The sequence below is a fragment of the Pseudomonas sp. GW456-12-1-14-TSB6 genome (assembly GCF_059424205.1).
Map to the genome: position 1 here is coordinate 26,133 of NZ_JBWKZE010000020.1, position 22,371 is coordinate 48,503.

Consider the following 22,371-nt stretch of genomic DNA (forward strand, 5'->3'; position numbering starts at 1 on the left):
TGTAAGGAAAGTTATCAGCAGGCGAATCTGGCACACAGCCGATGAGCGGTAAATGCCGTCTGTTGATATTCGGCCATTCACCACGGCCAACGGGCGTTCCAGACGCAACCTTGGCTTAAATGCCCTGCCCGCTGGAGCGGGGCGGGTGTCGCCTGTTACCATTCGCCGCTTGATCGTTCTTTGCTTTTCATTCTTTTCGAGACATGCCATGACCACCGTCCGCACTCGCATCGCGCCATCGCCTACCGGGGATCCCCACGTAGGTACCGCTTACATCGCACTGTTCAACTACTGCTTTGCCAAGCAGCACGGCGGTGAGTTCATCCTGCGGATCGAAGACACCGATCAATTGCGTTCGACCCGCGAGTCCGAACAGCAGATCTTCGACGCCCTGCGCTGGCTGGGTATCGACTGGAGCGAAGGCCCGGACGTCGGCGGCCCGCACGGTCCTTACCGTCAGAGCGAGCGCGGCGACATCTACCAGAAGTACTGCCAGCAACTGGTCGACATGGGCCACGCCTTCCCGTGCTTCTGCACCGCCGAAGAGCTGGACCAGATGCGCGCCGAGCAAATGGCTCGCGGCGAAACCCCGCGTTACGACGGCCGCGCGCTGCTGCTGTCCAAGGAAGAAGTCGCCCGTCGCCTGGCTGCCGGCGAGCCGCACGTGATCCGCATGAAGGTGCCGAGCGAAGGCGTCTGCGTGGTCCCGGACATGCTGCGTGGCGATGTCGAGATCCCGTGGGATCGCATGGACATGCAAGTGCTGATGAAGACCGACGGCCTGCCGACATATTTCCTGGCCAACGTAGTCGACGACCACCTGATGGGCATCACCCACGTGCTGCGTGGCGAAGAATGGCTGCCGTCGGCGCCGAAACTGATCCTGCTCTACGAGTACTTCGGCTGGGAACAACCGGAGCTGTGCTATATGCCGCTGCTGCGTAACCCGGACAAGAGCAAGTTGTCCAAGCGCAAGAACCCGACTTCGGTGACGTTCTACGAGCGCATGGGCTTCATGCCTGAGGCGATGCTCAACTACCTGGGCCGCATGGGCTGGTCGATGCCGGACGAGCGCGAGAAGTTCTCGCTGCAGGAAATGGTCGACAACTTCGATCTCAAGCGTGTGTCGCTGGGCGGGCCGATTTTCGATATCGAGAAGCTGTCGTGGCTCAACGGCCAGTGGCTGCGTGATCTGCCGGTGGAAGAGTTCGCCGCTCGCGTACAGAAGTGGGCGTTCAATTCCGAATACATGATGAAGATCGCGCCGCACGTTCAGGGCCGCGTCGAAACCTTCAGTCAGGTTGCACCGCTGGCCGGGTTCTTCTTCGCCGGTGGCGTGAACCCGGATGCCAAGCTGTTCGAATCGAAAAAGCTGTCGGGCGATCAGGTGCGTCAACTGATGCAACTGATCCTGTGGAAGCTGGAAAGCCTGCGTCAGTGGGAGAAGGACAGCATCACCGCGACGATTCAGGCGGTGGTTGAATCCCTCGAGCTGAAGCTGCGTGACGCGATGCCGCTGATGTTTGCCGCGATTACCGGGCAGGCGAGTTCGGTGTCGGTGCTCGATGCAATGGAAATCCTCGGGCCGGACCTGACCCGTTTCCGTCTGCGCCAGGCGATTGACCTGCTGGGCGGCGTGTCGAAGAAAGAAAACAAAGAGTGGGAAAAGCTGTTGGGCGCCATCGCCTGATTGCGTTTGACTCTGCGGGACGCGCCGAAGGTCAGGATCTTTTGATCCTGTCCTTCGGTGTTTTCCCCCGAATTTACGGGGGGAGGGCGGTAAGTGATTGTTATGCCGACAAAAAATTTTGAAATTTTTCAAAAATAAGTTTGACAGCCTTTCGATACGCCCTTAAGATTCGCCCCGTCCTCAGCGATGACATCAACGATGACATCAACGATGAGGGGCTATAGCTCAGCTGGGAGAGCGCTTGCATGGCATGCAAGAGGTCGACGGTTCGATCCCGTCTAGCTCCACCAATTTACACTTCGAAGCCTGGCCACACCGGCTTCGAAGCGATCAACACTCAGCGTTGATCAGTTGTATAGAAGGGTTTGCGTCCCCTTCGTCTAGTGGCCTAGGACACCGCCCTTTCACGGCGGTAACAGGGGTTCGAGTCCCCTAGGGGACGCCAGTTTTACAGAAGCGATGTTGCAAGATGTCGCTCCGCCGAGAGGCGAAAAATCCGGGGCTATAGCTCAGCTGGGAGAGCGCCTGCATGGCATGCAGGAGGTCAGCGGTTCGATCCCGCTTAGCTCCACCAATTTACAGTTCAAGGTCTGGCCACACCGGCCTTGAATCGATCAGTACTCAGCGCTGATCAGTTGTACAGAAGGTTTGTGTCCCCTTCGTCTAGTGGCCTAGGACACCGCCCTTTCACGGCGGTAACAGGGGTTCGAGTCCCCTAGGGGACGCCACGATTACCCGCTCTGCGGGATTTTATAAGGGTCATTCAATTATTGAATGGCCCTTTTGTTTGTCTGGCGTTTGGCCAAATCCTCTTTTTCCTTAACACTGTGCTTCAGACCAGCGGTCACGCGTGTGACTTGCGGAATATTATTATGAGAATAATATTGCTATCGTAATATTCGGAGGCGACGATGAACGACAAGAAAGCTCAAACCCGCGAACGCATTCTCAAGGCCGCCAGTGCTGCACTGATCCAGCGCGGTCCGGCTGAACCGAGCGTGGGCGAAGTGATGGGGGCGGCCGGCCTGACCGTCGGCGGCTTCTATGCCCACTTCGAAAGCAAGGACGCCATGATGCTTGAGGCGTTCAAGCAATTGCTCGGTCGCCGTCGCGACCTGATTGCCGACATGGACAGCGAGCTGACCGGTGAAGAGCGCCGCGCCCTGGTGGCTGCGTTTTACCTGTCGCGCAAGCACCGCGATTCCAGCGATTCGGCCTGCCCGATTCCGGCCTCTATTGGCGAGTTGGGCCGTCTGCCGGAGGCCTTTCGGATTGCGTTGAACGAACACTTGGAATTGATGATTGCGCAGTTGGCCGCAGCGCCGGAAGACACCGACAAAGCGTTAGCCGACGTGGCCTTGATGGTGGGTGGCCTGGCGCTCGCGAGGGCGTTGGGTCCTGGGGATTTATCCGATCGATTGCTGCGCGCCGCCAAGTCGGCGGTGCGTTGACCTGAAGGCTGCAAGCCCGGGGAGAGAGCGATGAGCACGTTGAAGTGGGTTCGCGGCGTTAATGGCACCTTGGGCTGGTTCGCACCGAAACTGGTGGCGAGCAAAATGCGGTTGGCGTTCATGACGCCGCGCGTGAATAAACCGAGGGACTGGGAATTGCCGCTGCTGGCGAAATCCGAGCGCATTACCTTGCGTTTCGGTCTTTCGGCCCTGCGCTGGGGGCAAGGCCCGACTGTTTTGCTGATGCACGGCTGGGAAGGGCGGCCCACCCAGTTTGCCGCGTTGATCACGGCGCTGGTCGAAGCGGGCTACACCGTTGTCGCGCTGGATGGCCCGGCCCACGGTCGCTCGCCGGGGCGTGAAGCCAACGTGGTGCTGTTCGCTCGGGCGATGCTTGAAGCCGCTGCCGAATTGCCTCCGTTGCAGGCTGTCATCGGTCACTCCATGGGCGGCGCCAGCGCCATGCTGGCGGTGCAATTAGGATTGCGCACCGAAACCCTCGTGAGCATTGCCGCTCCGGCGCGAATTCTTGGTGTTTTGCGCGGATTTGCCCGTTACGTCGGTATGCCACCCAGAGCTCGCTCGGCGTTCATTCGGCAAGTCGAGCAGGACGTCGGCATGCGCGCCGCCACCCTTGATGTCGCCCACTATCAACTGGATATGCCGGGCCTGATCGTGCATGCCGAGGACGACACCTTCGTCTCGGTTAAGGAATCCCAGCTGATCCACGAATCCTGGTTCGACAGTCGCTTGCTGCGCCTGGAAGCCGGCGGCCATCAACGCGTGCTGGCCGACCCTCGGGTGATTGATGGCGTGTTATCACTGCTGGCCGGGCGCAGCCTTCAGGCGCGGCAATCGGCGTAGTCATCCGTTACACTGCCCCGGTTGAATCATTTGACCGGGAGTAGGGCATGGGCTGGGATCGGGCAACGCCGTTTACCATTGATCTGCAAGTGGGCGCCGAGGACATCGACGGGTTGGGCCACGCCAACAACGCGGTCTATGTGACCTGGCTCGAGCGCTGCGCCTGGCGCCACTCACAGCGTCTGGGTCTGGATCTGGTCGAGTACCGGCGGCTGGATCGGGCGATGGCCGTGGTGCGACACGAAATCGATTACCTGGCCGCTGCCTACGAAGGCGATGAACTGCAACTGGCGACCTGGATCGTCGATTGGGATCAGCGCCTGAAAATGACCCGTCACTTCCAGCTGATCCGCCCCAGCGACAACGCCACGCTGCTGCGCGCCCAGACCACCTTCGTCTGCATCGAGCTGTCCACCGGCAGGCCCAAGCGCATGCCTGCCGAGTTCATCGAGGGCTACGGCCCGGTCATACAGACGGCGGACATGGGTTTAGCTCGCGAAACCCAGTAAACTGCCGCACGTTTTTCCTTGAGTGTGTGTTCCCCATGCAAATTGCTCTGGCGCCGATGGAAGGGTTGGTCGACGACATTCTGCGCGATGTCCTGACCCGTGTCGGCGGTATTGACTGGTGCGTGACCGAGTTCATTCGGGTCAACGACCAGTTGCTGACCCCGGCCTATTTCCACAAATTCGGCCCTGAACTGCTCAACGGTGCGCGCACCGCTTCCGGCGTGCCACTGCGCGTGCAGTTACTGGGTTCCGATCCGGTATGCCTGGCGGAAAACGCGGCGCTGGCCTGCGAGCTGGGCTCTGAAGTGATCGACCTGAACTTCGGCTGCCCGGCCAAGACCGTCAACAAGTCCCGTGGCGGTGCGGTACTGCTCAAGGAGCCGGAGCTGCTCAATCAGATCGTCGAACACGTGCGTCGCGCCGTGCCCGCACACATTCCCGTCACCGCCAAGATGCGCCTGGGGTTCGACAGCCCGGACGGCTCGCTGGTGTGCGCCACGGCGCTGGCCGAGGGCGGCGCCGAGCACATCGTGGTTCACGCCCGCACCAAGGTCGACGGCTATAAGCCGCCGGCGCATTGGGAGTGGATTCCGCGCGTGCAGGACGTGGTCAAGGTGCCGGTGTTCGCCAACGGCGATATCTGGAGCGTCGACGACTGGCGCCGCTGCCGGGAAATCAGCGGCGTCGAAGACATCATGCTCGGTCGCGGCCTGGTGTCGCGTCCGGATCTGGCCCGTCAGATCGCCGCCGCCCGTGCCGGCGTGGAAGTCGTCGAAATGACCTGGGCCGAACTGATGCCACTGATCCAGGACTTCTGGCTGCAAGCCAAAGCGCAAATGACCGCTCGTCAATCACCGGGCCGTTTGAAACAGTGGCTGGCCATGCTGACCCGCAATTACCCCGAGGCCGTCGAGCTGTTTACCGTGCTGCGCCGGGAGACCGAGCCGGATCAGGTCTCGCGTTTACTGGGTTTGCCGGTCGCCGAAGCCGCCTGAAAAAAATCTTCAAACGATCTCTTGAAAACAAAACGCAGGTCCCTATCTAAGGGTTACGCGATGCCGAATTCGGGTCGCGGAGACAAAAAAACTTGCTGATTGTTTTCAGGAGATTTGAATCATGAGTACTGCATTTTCCCTCGCTCCACTGTTCCGTTCCTCGGTGGGTTTCGACCGTTTCAACGACCTGTTCGAAACTGCCCTGCGCAACGAGCCAGGCAGCACCTATCCGCCTTACAACGTGGAAAAACACGGTGACGATCAATACCGCATCGTCGTGGCGGCGGCCGGTTTCCAGGAAGAAGACTTGGAACTGCAAGTCGAAAAAGGCGTGCTGACCATCAGTGGCGGCAAGCGCGATGCCAACGAAGGCGTCACGTTCCTGCACCAGGGCATTGCCCAGCGTGCATTCAAGCTGTCCTTCCGCCTGGCCGATCACATCGAGATCAAGGCTGCCGGTCTGAGCAACGGCCTGTTGAGCATCGACCTGTTGCGCGTGATTCCGGAAGAGGCGAAAGCCAAGCGCATCCCGATCAACGGGGCGCAGCCGGCTCTGCAACACTGAGTCACTTGCAGAAACAAATCGTCTGAACGGGCGATAAGCCGCTGAATGAAGGCCCCGATACGTCGGGGCCTTTTTTTGTGGGCGCAGGAAAATCGTCGCGGGGTTTGCCGCTGGTTTCCCGGCTCTTTACAATCCGCGCCGACAAGGCCGGCACTTCCTATCTTCCACCGGCCCCGGAGCCTTTCTTCATGGACGAAATAGAACAGCGCTGGTTGTATGCGCTTTCTGCGCCTTTGGTCGCCCTGAATCCCGATGCCGATTACACCGCGCCCACCTATTGCTTCGACCTCAAGCACGTCGATGTCGAAGGCGGGTGGGGCATTACCACGCGCCCGCAACTGTTGGACATGTTGCGCACGGCTGACAACGGGCACGCCACACAGTTGAACGAAGCCTATCGTCAATGGGAACGCTGCCTGCCTTCCGAGTGGCAAGCGCTGATCGAAACACTCGACAGTCGGCAACGGGCTTTTTACGAATTGGCCAGCCGTACGTTCGGAGAGTGCGGCTCCGGCGGCATTCGCGCCTGGGATATCGGGCGTATGGGGTTTCTGCTGCGCTCCGCAGTGCTGCACGGCTGGATCGACCTGACCGAAAGCCTCTGGTTGCACGGTCGCATGGCGGCGCGTGCGCGGTATTACTACGACAGTTGGACCAGTTATCTGAACGGTTTTGTCATCGGCAAAGCCTTTTGGCATTGCCTCGGCAACAAGGATGAGGAACTGGCTCACGAGTACGACCGGCAGGGTGATTACATCGGCACGACGGTGGTGATCAGGAAGCTGGATCGCGACGCTCGCGATTTTTTTGCACAATTGCCTTGGGACATGCCCCTGCATCTGCCGGAACGCCCTGAGTCTCTAGGGGAGTTCGACTGGTCATGAGCTGCTGGATTCGCTTGGGTATCGAGCCCACCAAAGACAATGAAGCCATTCGTGGCGCCTATCGCGCGCGTTTGCCACAGCACCATCCGGAAACGGACCCTGAAGGTTTCCAGGCATTGCGCGAGGCCTATGAAATCGCCTTGCGCTTTGCCCGAGAAGATGAGCCCGAGGCAGATGCACCGGCTGCCGCCGAGCTGACTGCCGGCGATCAGCTGTTGAGCGGCTTTGATGCGTTGCTCAATGATTCTGCGCGCCGATTCGCTCCTGCGGCGTGGCAGGTCTTCATTTTTGAGCTGGATCAAGTGCCGCTTGAGGTTTTGGATGAGGTTTGCTGGCCTTTGCTGCGCGAGTTGCTCGATGCAGGGCCTATTTCCCACGTCTGCGCACGCTTGCTCGCCCAACGCATGGGCTGGGCGAGTCGGATGCTCGATCTGGATTTCAAAAATGCCCGGCATGTCGACGAATTTTTGCAGCGTATCGAGGCGGCGGATCCTTTCGATACATCGTTGATGAGCGAATGGCCAGTCGTCGCGCAACTGGAAACGCTATGGTTTTTGCGTACGCTGAATCATCTGCACCGTAATGCGTCACTGGATGATTACCGTTATTTCGCCAACCTTCACACCTGCGTACCGCTACCGCCGGACGACGGTTTGCTGCAGCGTCTGGCCATCCAGTTCAGTCAGGCCGGCATTGCCAGCAAAGGCTTTCTCGAAATCATCAACGAGCAGCATCGGCTTGCGCCGATGGATGTTGACTGGCTCTATCTGCTGGCGTGCCAGCGCAGCGCCTTGGGCATGGAAGAATTGGCGCTGCAGGCTTGGGTGCGTCTCTGGCGAGAGCATCAGCACCCGAAAGCCGCAGACTGGCTCCTGGCCCTGTGCGCGCGTCATCAACCCCAGCGTTTGCCGTTGTTGATTCAGGCCTTTGATCGCCTCGAGAATTTCCGCGACTGGTCCGATGACCTGGGTGATGTCACCCAGGAATACGGCAGCCCTTCGCAGCGTCCGGAAACACTGGGTCGCTGGTTTCGCGCCCGACAGCTTGAGCTGCATGACATTGCCGATGCCTTCGTCGAATGGCGCATCAGTGGTGATGAATTAACGTTACTGGCATCTCTGATCGTCGCCAGCGATGACCCGCGACTGCAGACGCTGTACCAGTACGCCTGGGCGCTGCACCGGGGTGACGTTCCATTGCTGCAACAAATCATGGAGGCGCCGCAGGCTTCGGACATTCTTGAGCAACTGGTGTTGGAAGGCTTCAAGTATCAGGCCGACCAGCAAATCTGCTGGTTGACCCAGGCACCGATTCCGCTGGCACTGAAAGCATTTCTGGCGAGCAATTCAGCGCAACCGGTACTTGAGCCGGTGTTGCAGAAGGGCGAACCGCTGGCGCTTTGTCTGCTGTGGATGCGTCGCCTGCGAGCCTACGACGCTCGTTCGTTGGCCCGACTGGATGAGGCATTCGGCCTCGGCAAGCAAGGGGCGCTGCTCGACGGACTGAAGTTGCAGGCACAACTCGCCGGGCAGGGCATGTTGCTTCCCGCTATCGATGGTCGTTGCGATGTGTGGGAATGGCATCGTCAGGCCCTGTATCTGCTGGCGACGCTCGACCAGCCGGTGCGCTGGCTGGGCGCGCAGTCGGCGCATTGCGTCGACTCGATGAATATAGAGCGGGAGCATCCTCTGGCGCGTTTGCAACCGTTGCTCTGCCGGTTGAATCGCGAACAGGGCAGTGCCAGCGGTCTGCTCGGGTGGTTGCAAGCGGCAGATCCGGTGCATGCCATGCTTGCCCGTCAGCTGTTGAGCGCTCAAGAGGCGCTCGACAGTGCGCGGTTGCTGAGCAACGACCGCTTGTTCGAGTGCATGCGCAGCGATATCAAGGCGTTCGATGACGATTTGCTCGGGCGCATGCTGCTGGGGGGCGTGCTGTATCACGATCCTCTGCTGGATGCCCAGCAGCGAAAATACCTGCTCGACAGGATTACCGAGGTCGTCAATCCACAGGACTGGTTCGATGGTTTCCGCCACGGTTTGATCAAGGGTGAGCCGCCGCATCCACCTTCAGCGCTTCTGGAGGAAGAAGGGATCAGCAGTGATGCCTTCGGCCTGGCTGTGGATGTGCTCAAGGGATTGGTGCGTTACGGCAGTGCCGGTGTGCCGCGGCAGAAAATGCTGCTGCGCATGCAACGAGCCAAGGACAATCCCGAGAATGGCCTCGGTCTGCGTTTTGCCTTCAGCGCACTGTTGTCGTGGAGTGAGCGTTTGTTGCAGGCCAAAAGCGACACCCGCCCGACGCCGGCTTCAGCGTTCTGGCGTTTGGGCTCGCGGTTGGGGCGAGGCGCATTCATCTGGCAGGTCATTGGCGCTGTGTTGATCACACCTTTGGCGGCGTTGCTCAGCGGTACGCCGCTGGCCGGAATCATCGTGATGTTGTTGGGCGCAACGTTCCTGCTCGGCGCGATTTTGCGTCGTCTGCATGATATGGGGCGAGGGATTCCCACCTTGCTGATCATCGCAGTGTTGTCGCCGGTACTGCCTTTCTTGCCGCTGATATTGTTCGGATTTCCCGGTGACACTTTGCCCAATCGGTACGGCGTGCCACCGGACAGCGTCGGTGAAGACACACTGCCCGGCGGTTTGCAGGCCACGCTGCGACGGCTGAACGGTTAGAGGCGAAGTTGATCCAGAGCCTTGTTGAGTTGTGACCGGTGGCTGGCAATCTCTTCCGATTGCTGGCTGCCGAGCACGGTGGTGAACGTGTCCAGCCAGTCGGCAATGCGTTCGCGTTCGTCCCCCAGGCTTTGCGTCCACGCACGCTCCAGCCGGGCCAGTAGCGTCCGGTTTGGAAGGGCGTCTCGGGGGTGGATTTTCAGGGTGGCGAGTCGCTCGTGACTGTTTTGTCGCGATTGTTCGTCGAGCCCGGTCGGGCTTCGATCAATGCTGTGGCTGTGACGTTCACCGCTGTCCAGCAAGTTGACGTCAACCTCGAGCAATCCGTTGATGTCGTAGCTGAAACGCACATCCAGAGCCTGGATCTGTTCGCTCGCCGTTACCGGTACGTCGAAAGCATCAATGAAAATGTTATCGCGCACCCAAGGGCGTTCGCCCTGGTAGACCGCGATGCGAATGGTCTCCTGCTGTGGATGCGTGGTGTAAAAGCGTTGCACCCTGGATGTTGGAATAATGGTATTACGCTCGATGATCGGTGAAAAAGCGCCGCTGATACCTTCACCACGGTTGGTCGAAATTCCCAGTGTGTAAGGGCAGACATCGGTCAGGATCAGTTCTTCAACCGCACCGTCCCGCGCCTTGCACGCCGCTTGCGTCGCCGCACCCAGTGCGACAATCGTGTCCGGATCGAGGTGTCGATAAGGCAGGCGTCCGAACAGCGTGGCCACCATTTGCTGCACCGCTGGCATCCGGGTGGCACCGCCTACCAACACCAGGCTGTCGAGGTCTCGGGGTTTGAGGCGGGCATCACGCAGGGCTTGCTCGATCGGTGCGCGCAAACGGGCCAGAAGTGGTTCCCAGATCTTTACGGCGCCGCTTTCGTCCAGCGACCATTCATACGAACTGTCCCCATTGCGCCAGTTCAGGCTTTGAGTACCTTCGGAGAGCTTGCACTTGAGCTGTTCAAGGTTGTCGCAAAGGCTGGCGAGATTCTGGGCTTCAATGTGCGCCGGGGTGAGCTGCCACGCCTTGAGGCATGCCTGCAGCAAGGCCTCGGTAAAGTCCTCCCCACCCAAAAAGTTGTCACCGGTGGACGCATGCACTTCAATCAGCGGCAATGCATATTCCAGCACCGTGACATCGAACGTCCCGCCGCCCAGATCGAAGATCAGCGTGCGTTCGAATTTCTGCTCGTGCAGCCCATACGCCATCGCGGCGGCGGTCGGCTCGTTGATCAGTCGGGAAACCTTCAGGCCTGCCAGTTCGGCGGCAAACAGGGTGCGTTTGCGTTGTTCGTCACTGAAATACGCCGGCACGGAAATCACCGCTTCAGCCACCGGGTGGCCGAGAAAAGCCTCGGCGTCCTGCTTGAGTGAGCCAAGTACCAATGCCGATAACTCTTCCGGGCTGAAGGTTTGTGTGCCGAGGTCGATCTGCCGGTCGCTGCCCATGAAGCGCTTGAACGCGGCGGCTGTACGTTCCGGGTGGGTTGTCAGGCGTGCGCGTGCAGCCTTGCCGACCAGAATGGTCCCGTCTTCATCGAGGCTGACCACCGACGGGGTCAGCACCTCGCCGAGGGCGTTGGGGATCAATCGGGCCTGACCGTCCTGCCAGACGGCGATCAAACTGTTGGTGGTGCCAAGGTCAATGCCCAGCAGGGCCGGGCGGGGGAGGGATGCATCCTGCATGATCGGTCTCGAAACAGCGCGAAAAAACGCGACCCTACAGGTTGCCGCCAACCCTGGCAATTACCGGCCTGGGTCAATACTTGCGACAAGCAATCGCAGGTGTCGGGTCATTCCAGCAATCCCTTCAATCCCTCCAGCGGCAACGGCCGACTGTGCAGATAACCCTGATACAAATGGCAGCCCAACCCCTGAAGGAAGGCCAGCTGTTCCGGGGTTTCCACGCCTTCGGCGATCACTTCCAGTTCCAGGCTGCGGGCCATGGCGACGATGGCGCGGATGATTTCGGCGTCGTTGGGGTCGGTGGTGGCGTCGCGGATGAATGACTGATCGATCTTCAGCGTGTCCACCGGCAGTCGTTTCAGGTACGTCAGCGATGAATAGCCGGTGCCGAAATCGTCCATGGCAAAACTCACGCCGAGTTTTTTCAGGCGGCGCATTTTGCTGATGGTGTCTTCCAGGTTCTGGATGACGATGCCTTCGGTGATTTCCAGTTTCAGCAGCGAGCAGGGCAGACCGTGGCTGCTCATGCTGTGTTCGATGCGCTCGACGAAGTCGTTCTGGCGGAACTGCCGGGGGCTGATGTTCACGCACAGGCTGAAGGCCAGAGGGTCGATCAGTTTTTCGGCGATCAATTGTTTGAAGGCTTCGCACGCCTCGTCGAGGATCCAGGTGCCGACCTCTAGAATCAGCCCGCTGTCCTCCAGCACCTTGATGAATTCGGTAGGCGATTGCGCGCCGAGTTCCGGGTGATTCCAGCGTACCAGGGCTTCGGCGCCGATGATGCGGTTGTCCTGGGCGTCGATCTGCGGTTGGTAATGCACGTCGAATTCCCCCCGGGCCAGCGCCAGACGCAGGTCGGTCTCCATGCGCAGCCGTTCGCTGGCCGCTTTCTGCATGGTGTTGTGATACATCTGCGTGGTGTTGCGCCCGGAATCCTTGGCGCGGTATAGCGCGATATCGGCGCGTTTGAGCAGATCGGTCGGGGTCGAGCCGTGATCGGGAATCAGTGCCACGCCGATGCTCGGCGTCACTTGCAGGCGCTGGCCGTCGAGGAACATCGGCTCCGACAGCAACTCGCGAATGGTGTCGGCCAACTCGCGCACCTGAGCGCTGACTTCGTTGCGCGTGCCTTCCAGGCCACTGAGCAGCACCACGAATTCATCGCCACCGAGCCGCGCCACGGTGTCTTCCATGCGCACGCTGGCTTCAAGCCGTGCGGTGATGATTTTCAGCACCGTGTCGCCGACCGGGTGCCCCAGCGAGTCGTTGATGTGCTTGAAGTGATCCAGGTCGAGAAACAGCAGCGCCCCGCGCAGGTTGTGGCGCTTGAGCAGGGCGATCTGCTGGCTCAGGCGATCCATCAGCAGTGCGCGGTTAGGCAGGTTGGTCAGCGGATCGTGATAGGCCAGATGGCGGATCTGCGCTTCGGCGTTCTTCAGCAGGCTGACGTCCCGGGCGGTCAACAGCAGACAGGCGGTTTCGTTGAGAGTGATCGGTTCGACCGAGACTTCCACTGTCAGGATCTCGCCACGCTTGTTGCGCCCGAGCATTTCCTGATGGTGCACGCGGCCCTTGATCTGTAGCTCGGCGAGCAGTGCCGAGCGCTGTTTTTCTTCGGCCCAGATGCCGACCTGATACACGGTTTTGCCCACCACTTCGTCGGCGCGGTAGCCGGTGAGGCGGCAGAAACCGTCGTTGACCTCAAGATAACGTCCGGTGTCGCGCTCGGTGATGGTGATGGCGTCGGGACTGGAGTGGAACGCCTTGGCGAATTTCTCTTCGCTGGCCTTGAGCGCCGCTTCCGAGCGCTGTTGCTGGGTGATGTCGCGCAACGTGGTGACGATGCACGGCTGGTTACCGACGCTGATCTGACGGCTGGAAATCACGCAGGTCAGCGACTGGCCGTCCTTGTGCTGGACGATGATCGCAACATTGCTCAGGCCCTGTTCGCGGATCACCCGTTCGATGCGTTGCAGGCTTTTCGCCGAGGCGTCCCACAAGCCGATTTCTTCGGCGGTGTGGCCGATCACATCGCTGGCGCTCCAGCCGAAGGTTTGGGAGAAACTGGAGTTGATCTCGATGAATTCCCCGGTTTCCTGGCGCGTGACGCAGATCGGGTCGGGGCTGACCTGGAACAGCGTGGCGAATTTCTCTTCCGAAGCCACCAACCGTTGTTCGCGCTCGACCTGATCGGTGATGTCCAGCAGGGTGCCGGCCATCCGCAGCGGTACGCCGTTGTCGTCGCGATAGAGGCGGGCGCGGCTTTCCAGATAACGCGAGCTGCCGTCCGGCAGTTGCACGCGGTAAGTCAGTTGATAATTGCCGGCCGGGCCTTCGCGCAGACTGCGATAGGCGTCGCGCATGCTGTCGCGTTCTTCGCCGGGGACGCCCTCGAAAAACTCTTCGAAGGATTCATGGAACGGTTTCGGCTCCAGGCCGTGTAATTGCGCAGCGCGGGCCGAGCCGTAGAGCATGCCGCTGGGAATGTGCCAGTCCCAGGTGCCGAGTTGCGCCGAATCCAGCGCCAGGTCGAGGCGTTCCTGGCTGTCTTTCAGGGCATGTTCGGCGGCTTTTCGTTCGGTAGTGTCGAGAAAGGTGCTGAGCAGGTAAGGCTGGCCTTCGAGTTCGACCTTTTGCGCGCTGAGGATGCCGTCGTGGATCTGGCCGTTGCTGGCGCGGAACTGCACCTCCATGCTGACCAGTTCACCCTTGGCCTTGGTTTTCTTGACCAGCTCCGCCCGTTGCTCGGGATGCACCCACAGGCCCAGTTCCAGGGTGGTGCGCCCGATGGCGCTTTGTACCGGCCAGCCGAACAGACTTTCGAAATACTGGTTGGCCTCGCTGATCAGGCCGTCTTCCTGGCGGGTCAGCAGCACCATGTTCGGGCACAGATGAAACAGTGTCGCAAAACGTTTCTCCGAACTGCTGAGCGCCTGTTCCCGTTGCCGCTGGTGGGTGATTTCGCGGATCACCCCGATCATTCGGGGGCGACCGTGTTTGTCGGGGAGCAGGCTGCCGTTGATTTCCAGCCAGTGCAGGCTGCCGTCGGGCCAGCGAATGCGGTGGTGCATTGCCTGCTCCAGCGGTGCGCCGGCAATCACCGCGTGAAAGGCGCGGATGGTTTTCGCCCGGTCTTCCGGCGGCAGCAGATCGAGGTATTCCAGGTCTTCGGGCAGCGGTTGCCGAGGATCAAAGCCGAACAAGGCCTGAGTGCCGCGTGACCAGCTGATCTGCCCGCGCTCGATGTCCCAATACCAGGCGCCGAGCCGGGCACCGTTGAGCGCCGCGAGCAATTGCGGCGCGCTCTCCCAGCTCTGCTCGGATCGCCGTGGATCAATGGCCTGAATACGCGGCATCGGCGGAATACGGTCAACAGATTTCGGCATTGTTAAGGGGCCTTGAGCTGATTTGGGCGTTTGGCACAGGGGCGGCAGCTCTATAGGAGTAGCACAAGTTAGCCGAGAGTCCCTGGCAGATCGATTTGAGCGTCCAGCAGGGCCATAAACGCCCGTGCAGCATTCGACAGCGTCCTTTCAGTGTGCAGGATATAGCCTAGCTGGCGACTGAGCTGTATGCCCGGCAAAGGTATGCGCGCCACCTGTTCATCGAGCATCGTGCGCGGCAAAACGCTCCAGGCCAGGCCGATCGACACCATCATCTTGATGGTTTCCAGGTAGTTGGTGCTCATGGCGATGTTCGGCGTCAGGCCCTGAGCCTCGAACAGCCGTTGGACAATATGGTGGGTAAAGGTGTTGCCGCCGGGGAAAACCGCCGGATGGCCGGCAATGTCCGCCAACGTGACGGCGCCGTTGCTGATCAATGAATGTTCCGGGGCCACCACGAAATCCAGCGGGTCGTCCCAGACGGGCGTGGCCTTGACCAGCGTATGCGGCTCCGGCGCGAGGGTGATGACCGCCAGTTCCGCCCGGCCGTGGAGAATTTCCTCGTAGGCCACTTCCGAATCGAGAAACTGAATATCCAGCGCCACCTGTGGGTAGCGGCGGGTGTATTCCCTCAATAAGGGCGGCAGACGGTGCAGACCGATGTGGTGACTGGTGGCCAGGGTCAGGCGGCCGGTCACTTCGCCGGTCAGGTTGGTCAGGGCGCGGCGCGTGTCGTCGAGCACGTTGAGAATCTGGTAAGCCCGTGGCAGCAGGGCCCGGCCGGCCTCAGTCAGGCCCACTTCGCGACCGAGCCGGTCGAACAGCCGCACATTCAATTGCTGCTCCAGGCCGGCGATGCGTTTGCTGATCGCCGGTTGCGTCAGGTGCAGCCGTTCGCCGGCACCGGAGAAGCTTCCGGTCTCGGCAATCGCGATAAAAGCATTGAGGTTGGCCAGGTCCATGTTCGTATTCCAGTTGGTTATCCAAAGCATAAAAAATATGAATTTGAGTTATTTAATCTAACCCCATAGGATCGGCCTCACAAGCCAAAGGGTTATTGATAAGCCCAGGGCATAGAAACAAGCTGATGAGGAACCGTCTGATGGCCGGCAAAACGCTCTACGACAAGCTCTGGGATTCGCATTTGGTCAAGCAGCGCGACGATGGCTCGGCGCTGATCTATATCGATCGTCACATCATCCACGAAGTGACCTCGCCGCAAGCCTTTGAAGGCCTGCGTCTGGCCGGACGCAAGCCGTGGCGCATCGATGCCAACATCGCCACCCCGGACCACAACGTACCGACCACCCCGGAGCGCAAGGGCGGCATCGAAGCCATTGCCGACCAAGTCTCGCGTTTGCAGGTTCAGACCCTCGACGACAACTGCGATGAATACGGCATCGTCGAATTCAAGATGAACGACGTGCGCCAGGGCATCGTTCATGTGATCAGCCCGGAGCAGGGCGCGACCTTGCCGGGCATGACCGTGGTCTGCGGCGACTCGCACACCTCGACCCACGGCGCGTTCGGCGCCCTGGCTCACGGGATCGGCACTTCAGAGGTCGAGCACGTGCTCGCCACCCAGTGCCTGGTCGCCAAGAAAATGAAGAACATGCTGGTGCGCGTCGAAGGCCAATTGCCGTTCGGCGTGACCGCCAAGGACATCGTCCTCGCGGTGATCGGCAAGATCGGCACCGCCGGCGGTAACGGCCATGCCATCGAATTCGCCGGCAGCGCGATTCGCGACCTGTCCATCGAAGGCCGCATGACCATCTGCAACATGTCCATCGAAGCCGGCGCCCGTGTGGGCCTGGTGGCGGCGGACCAGAAGACCGTGGATTACGTCAAGGGTCGTCCGTTCGCACCGAAAGGCGCCGAGTGGGATCTGGCGGTCGAGTCCTGGAAAGACCTGGTGTCCGACGCCGACGCGCATTTCGACACCGTGGTCGAGCTCGACGCCGCGCAGATCAAGCCGCAAGTCAGCTGGGGCACTTCGCCGGAAATGGTGCTGGCCGTTGATCAGAACGTGCCGGACCCGGCTAAAGAGATGGATCTGGTCAAACGCGACTCGATCGTCCGCGCCTTGAAATACATGGGTTTGACCGCCAATCAGGCGATCACTGACATTCAGCTCGACCGCGTATTCATCGGCTCCTGCACCAACTCGCGGATCGAAGACTTGCGCGCTGCGGCGGTGATCGCCAAGGGTCGCAAGGTTGCGTCGACCATCAAGCAGGCCATCGTCGTGCCGGGCTCGGGTCTGGTGAAGGCCCAGGCCGAGGCCGAAGGTCTGGACAAGATCTTCCTCGAAGCCGGTTTCGAATGGCGCGAGCCGGGTTGCTCGATGTGTCTGGCGATGAACCCGGACCGTTTGGAGTCCGGCGAACATTGCGCCTCGACCTCCAACCGTAACTTCGAAGGCCGTCAGGGCGCCGGTGGCCGTACCCACCTCGTCAGCCCGGCCATGGCCGCTGCGGCGGCGGTGAACGGTCGTTTCATCGACGTTCGTGAATTGATCTAAAGGAGCGCAGCATGAAAGCTTTTACCCAGCACACTGGTCTCGTCGCGCCTCTGGATCGTGCCAACGTCGACACCGACCAGATCATTCCGAAGCAGTTTCTGAAGTCGATCAAGCGCACCGGTTTCGGCCCGAACCTGTTCGACGAGTGGCGTTACCTCGATGTGGGTCAGCCGTATCAGGACAACTCCAAACGTCCGTTGAACAAGGAATTCGTGCTCAACGCCGAGCGTTATCAAGGCGCCAGCGTATTGTTGGCCCGCGAGAACTTCGGTTGCGGCTCCAGCCGTGAACACGCGCCATGGGCGCTGGAAGAGTACGGTTTCCGCAGCATCATCGCGCCGAGCTATGCCGACATCTTCTTCAACAACAGCTTCAAGAACGGTTTGCTGCCAATCATCCTGAGCGACGCCGAAGTCGACGAGCTGTTCAAGCAGGTCGAGGCCGAACCGGGCTATCAGTTGCAGATCGATCTGCACGAGCAGACCGTCACCAGCCCGAACGGCAAGGTCTACCGCTTCGAGATCGACGCCTTCCGCAAACACTGCCTGCTCAACGGCCTGGACGACATCGGCCTGACCTTGCAGGACGGCGATGCGATTGCCGCGTTCGAAGCCAAACATCGCGCTAGCCAGCCGTGGTTGTTCCGCGACGCGTGAATCTGAAAGGTTGAAACCCAGAAAAGGACGTACCCATGACCAGCACCGCCCACAGTCAGGTTGTACAAAAGCAATTCGGTGAACAGGCCGCCGCCTACCTGAGCAGCGCCGTTCACGCTCAAGGCACTGAATTTGCGCTGCTGCAGGCTGAGTTGGCGGGGCAGGGCGAGGCGCGGGTGCTGGACCTGGGTTGCGGCGCCGGGCACGTGAGTTTTCACGTTGCCCCGTTGGTGAAAGAAGTGGTGGCCTACGACCTGTCGCAGCAGATGCTCGACGTGGTGGCCGCCGCTGCTGTTGATCGCGGTTTGAGCAATGTGTCCACGGTCAACGGCGCCGCCGAGCGTCTGCCGTTCGCCGATGGCGAGTTCGACTTCGTGTTCAGCCGTTATTCGGCGCACCATTGGAGCGATCTCGGTGTGGCCTTGCGCGAAGTGCGTCGGGTGCTGAAGCCGGGTGGCGTGGCGGCGTTCATCGATGTGCTGTCGCCGGGCAGTCCGCTGTTCGACACCTATTTGCAGAGCGTCGAAGTGCTGCGCGATACCAGCCATGTACGCGATTATTCGGCCGGTGAGTGGTTGCGCCAGGTCAGCGAGGCCGGTCTGCACACCCGCAGCACCACGCGTCAGCGCCTGCGTCTGGAGTACAACAGCTGGGTCGAGCGCATGCGCACACCCGAAGTGATGCGTGCCGCGATCCGCCAGTTGCAGCAGTCGATGGGCAACGAAGTGCGCGAATATTTTGAGATTGAGGCCGATGGTTCGTTCAGTACAGACGTACTGGTGCTCTGGGCTGAAAAGTAATCCTGAAACGATAAGTATTTTTCCGGGCGCGCCCGTCGATGGCGCACCGACTGAAGACACGAGGAAAGCATGAGCAAGCAGATTCTGATTCTCCCAGGCGACGGTATTGGTCCGGAAATCATGGCCGAAGCGGTCAAGGTGCTGGAGCTGGCCAACGACAAGTACAGCCTGGGCTTCGAACTGAGCCATGACGTGATCGGTGGCGCCGCCATCGACAAGCACGGCGTGCCGCTGGCCGACGAAACCCTCGATCGCGCCCGTGCCGCCGACGCCGTGCTGCTGGGTGCCGTCGGCGGCCCGAAATGGGACACCATCGAGCGTGACATCCGCCCTGAGCGCGGTCTGCTGAAAATCCGTGCGCAACTGGGCCTGTTCGGCAACCTGCGTCCGGCGATCCTGTACCCGCAACTGGCCGAGGCTTCGAGCCTGAAGCCGGAAATCGTTGCCGGCCTGGACATCCTGATCGTCCGTGAGCTGACCGGCGGCATCTACTTCGGCGCACCGCGCGGCACCCGCACCCTGGAAAACGGCGAGCGCCAGTCCTACGACACCCTGCCGTACAGCGAAAGCGAAATCCGCCGTATCGCCCGTGTCGGTTTCGACATGGCCCGCGTGCGTGGCAAGAAGCTGTGCTCGGTGGACAAGGCCAACGTGCTGGCGTCCAGCCAACTGTGGCGTGAAGTGGTCGAGCAGGTGGCCAAGGATTACCCGGACGTTGAACTGAGCCACATGTACGTCGACAACGCCGCCATGCAGCTGGTGCGTGCACCGAAGCAGTTCGACGTGATCGTCACCGACAACATGTTCGGCGACATCCTGTCCGACGAAGCGTCGATGCTCACCGGCTCCATCGGCATGCTGCCGTCGGCCTCGCTGGATGCCAACAACAAGGGCATGTACGAGCCTTGCCACGGCTCGGCACCGGACATCGCCGGCAAAGGCATTGCCAACCCGCTGGCGACCATCCTGTCGGTGTCGATGATGCTGCGTTACAGCTTCAATCTGCACGAAGCGGCCGATGCCATCGAAAAAGCGGTCAGCGTGGTGCTGGATCAGGGTCTGCGCACCGGCGACATCTTTTCGACCGGTTGCACTAAAGTCGGTACGCAGGAAATGGGTGACGCAGTAGTCGCCGCGCTGCGGAATCTGTAATCTCTCGGGCCCGCTGCGAAATTCAATACAAAGCAGCGGCCCACTTTTCAAGAAGGTGTAGTTGCGATGAAACGTGTAGGTCTGATCGGTTGGCGCGGCATGGTCGGTTCCGTGCTCATGCAGCGGATGCTGGAAGAGCAGGATTTCGATCTTATCGAGCCGGTGTTTTTCACCACTTCCAATGTCGGTGGCCAAGGCCCGTCCGTGGGCAAGGACATTGCTCCGCTCAAGGACGCTTACAGCATTGAAGAGCTGAAAACCCTCGACGTGATCCTGACCTGCCAGGGCGGCGACTACACCAGCGAAGTATTCCCGAAGCTGCGCGAAGCCGGCTGGCAGGGTTACTGGATCGACGCGGCCTCGAGCCTGCGGATGAACGACGACGCCGTTATCATCCTTGATCCGGTCAACCGCAAGGTCATCGACCAGCAGCTCGACGCAGGCACCAAGAACTACATCGGCGGCAACTGCACCGTCAGCCTGATGCTGATGGGCCTGGGCGGTCTGTTCGAAGCCGGTCTGGTCGAGTGGATGAGCGCCATGACCTATCAGGCGGCGTCCGGTGCCGGTGCGCAGAATATGCGTGAACTGATCAAGCAGATGGGCGCGACCCACGCCGCTGTCGCCGATCAACTGGCCGATCCTGCCAGCGCGATCCTCGACATCGACCGTCGTGTGGCTGAAGCCATGCGCAGCGACGCATACCCGACCGAAAACTTCGGCGTACCGCTGGCCGGCAGCCTGATCCCGTGGATCGACAAGGAACTGCCGAACGGCCAGAGCCGCGAAGAGTGGAAGGCCCAGGCCGAGACCAACAAGATCCTCGGTCGCTTCAAGAGCCCGATCCCGGTCGACGGCATCTGCGTGCGCATCGGCGCCATGCGTTGCCACAGCCAGGCGCTGACCATCAAGCTGAACAAAGACGTGCCGATCGCCGATATCGAAGGGCTGATCAGCCAGCACAATCCTTGGGTCAAGCTGGTGCCGAACAACCGTGAAATCAGCATGCAGGAGCTGAGCCCGACGAAAGTCACCGGCACCCTGAACGTACCGGTCGGTCGTCTGCGCAAGCTGAACATGGGTTCGCAGTTCGTCGGTGCCTTCACCGTCGGCGACCAACTGCTGTGGGGCGCGGCCGAACCGCTGCGTCGCATGCTGCGGATCCTGCTTGAGCGTTGATCGCTTGATGCAATGAAAGAACCCGCGCCTTGCAAGAGGCGCGGGTTTTTTTGTACCTGTTGATCGTTCCCATGCTCTGCGTGGGAATGCAGCCATGGACGCTCCGCGTCCGCTCTTCGCGGCGGGCGCGAATTGCCTGCGTGCGACTCACCCGGTAAAGTGCCGCTCCCCCCGTTTCGCCAGAGGTAGCACATGACCCAGACCCTTGATATTGCCGTGATCGGCGCCACCGGTACTGTCGGCGAAACCCTTGTGCAGATTCTCGAAGAACGCGACTTCCCGGTCGGCACGCTGCACCTGTTGGCCAGCAGCGAATCCGCCGGCAGCTCGGTGCTGTTTCGCAACAAGAACGTGCGCGTGCGTGAAGTCGACGAGTTCGATTTCAGCAAGGTCAAACTGGCGTTCTTCGCCGCCGGCCCGGCCATCACCCTGAGTTACGCCGCCCGCGCTCACGCGGCGGGTTGCTCGCTGGTCGATCTGTCCGGCGCCTTGCCGACGGATCAGGCGCCGCAAGTGGTGCCGGAAGCCAATGCCGATGTGCTGGCCGGTTTGAAAGTGCCGTTCCAGGTCAGCAGTCCAAGCCCGTCGGCCACTACTTTGGCCGTGGTGTTGGCGCCGCTGCTCGATCTGATCGAACTGCAATACGTGCATGTCACCGCCAATCTGGCGGTTTCCGCCCAGGGCCGCGAAGCCGTGACCGAGCTGGCGCGCCAGACCGCCGAGCTGCTGAACATGCGTCCGCTGGAGCCGACATTCTTCGACCGGCAGATGGCTTTCAACCTGCTGGCCCAGGTCGGCACACCGGATGCGCAAGGTCATACGCTGCTGGAAAAACGCCTGGTGCGCGAGCTGCGTCAGGTGCTGGCCAAGCCTTTATTAAAGATTTCCGCAACTTGCGTTCAAGCCCCGGTGTTTTTTGGCGATAGCTTTAGCGTGACCTTGCAGTCAGCGAGCGCGGTCGACCTGGAAAAGGTCAATGCTGCGCTGGAAGGTGCCGAGGGCATCGAGCTGGTCGAGGCCGGTGATTATCCGACCGCCGTCGGTGACGCGGTGGGGCAGGACGTGGTCTACGTCGGGCGGGTGCGTGCCGGTGTCGACGAACCGTCGGAACTTAATCTGTGGCTGACGTCAGATAACGTACGCAAAGGTGCGGCCCTCAACGCCGTGCAGGTCGCCGAGTTGTTGATAAAAGACCTGCTGTAAAAGATACTTGGCAACAATTTGTCGACTGATTCTAGCCGGGCGCTATGCTTGGCCGGAGCAGTTGGCAACGTGTCACCCTCCGGGACTTTCCGGGGCATCAAAGAAATGATCGCGCGCGGCATGCTGTCGTCGTCGCGCGCAATGCCTTACGGCAGC

At 60.6% G+C, this 22,371-nt stretch carries 17 protein-coding genes and 4 tRNA genes; 18 read left to right on the forward strand and 3 right to left on the reverse strand.

All coding sequences use genetic code 11. The features are described 5' to 3' along the window. The first annotated feature begins 208 nt into the window (after positions 1-208). The 12 genes from gltX to AC07Y2_RS18880 all read left to right on the forward strand — a co-directional run bounded on the left by gltX (position 209) and on the right by AC07Y2_RS18880 (position 9,633). On the forward strand, positions 209-1,690 hold the full coding sequence (gltX, locus tag AC07Y2_RS18825; protein WP_007956429.1) for a glutamate--tRNA ligase: 1,482 nt from the start codon (positions 209-211) through the stop codon (positions 1,688-1,690). Between the two features lie 214 nt (positions 1,691-1,904). Beyond that, positions 1,905-1,980: transfer RNA gene (locus AC07Y2_RS18830), tRNA-Ala, on the forward strand. A gap of 79 nt (positions 1,981-2,059) precedes the next feature. Next, a tRNA-Glu gene (locus AC07Y2_RS18835) sits at positions 2,060-2,135 on the forward strand. 53 nt (positions 2,136-2,188) lie between these two features. Continuing rightward, positions 2,189-2,264, forward strand: a tRNA-Ala gene (locus tag AC07Y2_RS18840). A 78-nt stretch (positions 2,265-2,342) separates the two neighbouring features. Continuing rightward, a tRNA-Glu gene (locus AC07Y2_RS18845) sits at positions 2,343-2,418 on the forward strand. A gap of 183 nt (positions 2,419-2,601) precedes the next feature. Then, entirely contained in the window at positions 2,602-3,141 is a 540-nt protein-coding gene (locus AC07Y2_RS18850) for a TetR/AcrR family transcriptional regulator (RefSeq protein ID WP_039770145.1), read from the forward strand. A gap of 30 nt (positions 3,142-3,171) precedes the next feature. Next, a complete protein-coding gene (locus AC07Y2_RS18855; RefSeq protein ID WP_085612829.1) occupies positions 3,172-4,005 on the forward strand; it encodes an alpha/beta fold hydrolase in 834 nt (277 codons plus the stop codon). A gap of 47 nt (positions 4,006-4,052) precedes the next feature. Continuing rightward, complete coding sequence (locus AC07Y2_RS18860) at positions 4,053-4,514, forward strand: acyl-CoA thioesterase (protein ID WP_103386614.1); 462 nt, start codon at positions 4,053-4,055, stop codon at positions 4,512-4,514. 35 nt (positions 4,515-4,549) lie between these two features. After that, positions 4,550-5,509, forward strand: coding sequence for a tRNA dihydrouridine synthase (locus AC07Y2_RS18865; protein ID WP_103386615.1), 960 nt, complete (start codon positions 4,550-4,552; stop codon positions 5,507-5,509). Between the two features lie 121 nt (positions 5,510-5,630). Further along, on the forward strand, positions 5,631-6,074 hold the full coding sequence (locus AC07Y2_RS18870) for an Hsp20 family protein (RefSeq protein WP_011333344.1): 444 nt from the start codon (positions 5,631-5,633) through the stop codon (positions 6,072-6,074). Between the two features lie 104 nt (positions 6,075-6,178). Then, positions 6,179-6,958 carry a DUF1266 domain-containing protein gene (locus tag AC07Y2_RS18875; RefSeq protein ID WP_309475020.1) on the forward strand — a complete coding sequence of 260 codons (780 nt, stop codon included), beginning with the start codon at positions 6,179-6,181 and terminating at the stop codon, positions 6,956-6,958. After that, positions 6,955-9,633 carry a DUF805 domain-containing protein gene (locus AC07Y2_RS18880; protein WP_103386616.1) on the forward strand — a complete coding sequence of 893 codons (2,679 nt, stop codon included), beginning with the start codon at positions 6,955-6,957 and terminating at the stop codon, positions 9,631-9,633. The genes AC07Y2_RS18875 and AC07Y2_RS18880 overlap by 4 nt, the downstream gene beginning before the upstream one ends. Here AC07Y2_RS18880 and AC07Y2_RS18885 read toward each other — a convergent pair. From AC07Y2_RS18885 to AC07Y2_RS18895, 3 genes are all read right to left on the reverse strand, one after another. Then, positions 9,630-11,321: a molecular chaperone HscC gene (locus tag AC07Y2_RS18885; protein ID WP_103386617.1), complete on the reverse strand. Its 1,692-nt coding sequence runs from the start codon at positions 11,319-11,321 to the stop codon at positions 9,630-9,632. The two genes, AC07Y2_RS18880 and AC07Y2_RS18885, sit on opposite strands and share 4 nt — an antisense overlap. A 107-nt stretch (positions 11,322-11,428) precedes the next feature. After that, on the reverse strand, positions 11,429-14,707 hold the full coding sequence (locus AC07Y2_RS18890; RefSeq protein WP_039770156.1) for a bifunctional diguanylate cyclase/phosphodiesterase: 3,279 nt from the start codon (positions 14,705-14,707) through the stop codon (positions 11,429-11,431). A gap of 68 nt (positions 14,708-14,775) precedes the next feature. Further along, a complete protein-coding gene (locus tag AC07Y2_RS18895) occupies positions 14,776-15,666 on the reverse strand; it encodes a LysR family transcriptional regulator (protein WP_007956444.1) in 891 nt (296 codons plus the stop codon). A gap of 140 nt (positions 15,667-15,806) precedes the next feature. Between AC07Y2_RS18895 and leuC the strand changes: the two genes are divergently transcribed. The 6 genes from leuC to AC07Y2_RS18925 all read left to right on the forward strand — a co-directional run bounded on the left by leuC (position 15,807) and on the right by AC07Y2_RS18925 (position 22,215). Continuing rightward, a complete protein-coding gene (gene leuC, locus AC07Y2_RS18900; RefSeq protein WP_074687686.1) occupies positions 15,807-17,225 on the forward strand; it encodes a 3-isopropylmalate dehydratase large subunit in 1,419 nt (472 codons plus the stop codon). Positions 17,226-17,236: 11 nt separating this feature from the next. Beyond that, positions 17,237-17,881: a 3-isopropylmalate dehydratase small subunit gene (gene leuD, locus AC07Y2_RS18905; protein ID WP_064594825.1), complete on the forward strand. Its 645-nt coding sequence runs from the start codon at positions 17,237-17,239 to the stop codon at positions 17,879-17,881. Positions 17,882-17,916: 35 nt separating this feature from the next. After that, complete coding sequence (locus AC07Y2_RS18910) at positions 17,917-18,681, forward strand: class I SAM-dependent methyltransferase (protein WP_007956447.1); 765 nt, start codon at positions 17,917-17,919, stop codon at positions 18,679-18,681. A gap of 69 nt (positions 18,682-18,750) precedes the next feature. After that, entirely contained in the window at positions 18,751-19,833 is a 1,083-nt protein-coding gene (leuB, locus tag AC07Y2_RS18915; protein WP_039770158.1) for a 3-isopropylmalate dehydrogenase, read from the forward strand. 66 nt (positions 19,834-19,899) lie between these two features. Beyond that, entirely contained in the window at positions 19,900-21,012 is a 1,113-nt protein-coding gene (gene asd, locus AC07Y2_RS18920) for an aspartate-semialdehyde dehydrogenase (protein WP_011333354.1), read from the forward strand. Positions 21,013-21,204: 192 nt separating this feature from the next. Further along, on the forward strand, positions 21,205-22,215 hold the full coding sequence (locus AC07Y2_RS18925) for an aspartate-semialdehyde dehydrogenase (RefSeq protein WP_103386618.1): 1,011 nt from the start codon (positions 21,205-21,207) through the stop codon (positions 22,213-22,215). Positions 22,216-22,371: the final 156 nt, after the last annotated feature.

Excerpts from the sequence above, each read along its gene's own strand:
- AC07Y2_RS18885 (WP_103386617.1), bottom strand. The coding sequence starts at position 11,321 with ATGCAGGATGCATCCCTCCCCCGCCCGGCCCTGCTGGGCATTGACCTT.
- AC07Y2_RS18865 (WP_103386615.1), top strand. The coding sequence starts at position 4,550 with ATGCAAATTGCTCTGGCGCCGATGGAAGGGTTGGTCGACGACATTCTG.
- AC07Y2_RS18850 (WP_039770145.1), top strand. The coding sequence starts at position 2,602 with ATGAACGACAAGAAAGCTCAAACCCGCGAACGCATTCTCAAGGCCGCC.
- gltX (WP_007956429.1), top strand. The coding sequence starts at position 209 with ATGACCACCGTCCGCACTCGCATCGCGCCATCGCCTACCGGGGATCCC.
- leuB (WP_039770158.1), top strand. The coding sequence starts at position 18,751 with ATGAGCAAGCAGATTCTGATTCTCCCAGGCGACGGTATTGGTCCGGAA.
- asd (WP_011333354.1), top strand. The coding sequence starts at position 19,900 with ATGAAACGTGTAGGTCTGATCGGTTGGCGCGGCATGGTCGGTTCCGTG.
- leuD (WP_064594825.1), top strand. The coding sequence starts at position 17,237 with ATGAAAGCTTTTACCCAGCACACTGGTCTCGTCGCGCCTCTGGATCGT.
- AC07Y2_RS18910 (WP_007956447.1), top strand. The coding sequence starts at position 17,917 with ATGACCAGCACCGCCCACAGTCAGGTTGTACAAAAGCAATTCGGTGAA.
- leuC (WP_074687686.1), top strand. The coding sequence starts at position 15,807 with ATGGCCGGCAAAACGCTCTACGACAAGCTCTGGGATTCGCATTTGGTC.
- AC07Y2_RS18925 (WP_103386618.1), top strand. The coding sequence starts at position 21,205 with ATGACCCAGACCCTTGATATTGCCGTGATCGGCGCCACCGGTACTGTC.
- AC07Y2_RS18855 (WP_085612829.1), top strand. The coding sequence starts at position 3,172 with ATGAGCACGTTGAAGTGGGTTCGCGGCGTTAATGGCACCTTGGGCTGG.
- AC07Y2_RS18895 (WP_007956444.1), bottom strand. The coding sequence starts at position 15,666 with ATGGACCTGGCCAACCTCAATGCTTTTATCGCGATTGCCGAGACCGGA.
- AC07Y2_RS18860 (WP_103386614.1), top strand. The coding sequence starts at position 4,053 with ATGGGCTGGGATCGGGCAACGCCGTTTACCATTGATCTGCAAGTGGGC.
- AC07Y2_RS18880 (WP_103386616.1), top strand. The coding sequence starts at position 6,955 with ATGAGCTGCTGGATTCGCTTGGGTATCGAGCCCACCAAAGACAATGAA.
- AC07Y2_RS18870 (WP_011333344.1), top strand. The coding sequence starts at position 5,631 with ATGAGTACTGCATTTTCCCTCGCTCCACTGTTCCGTTCCTCGGTGGGT.
- AC07Y2_RS18890 (WP_039770156.1), bottom strand. The coding sequence starts at position 14,707 with ATGCCGAAATCTGTTGACCGTATTCCGCCGATGCCGCGTATTCAGGCC.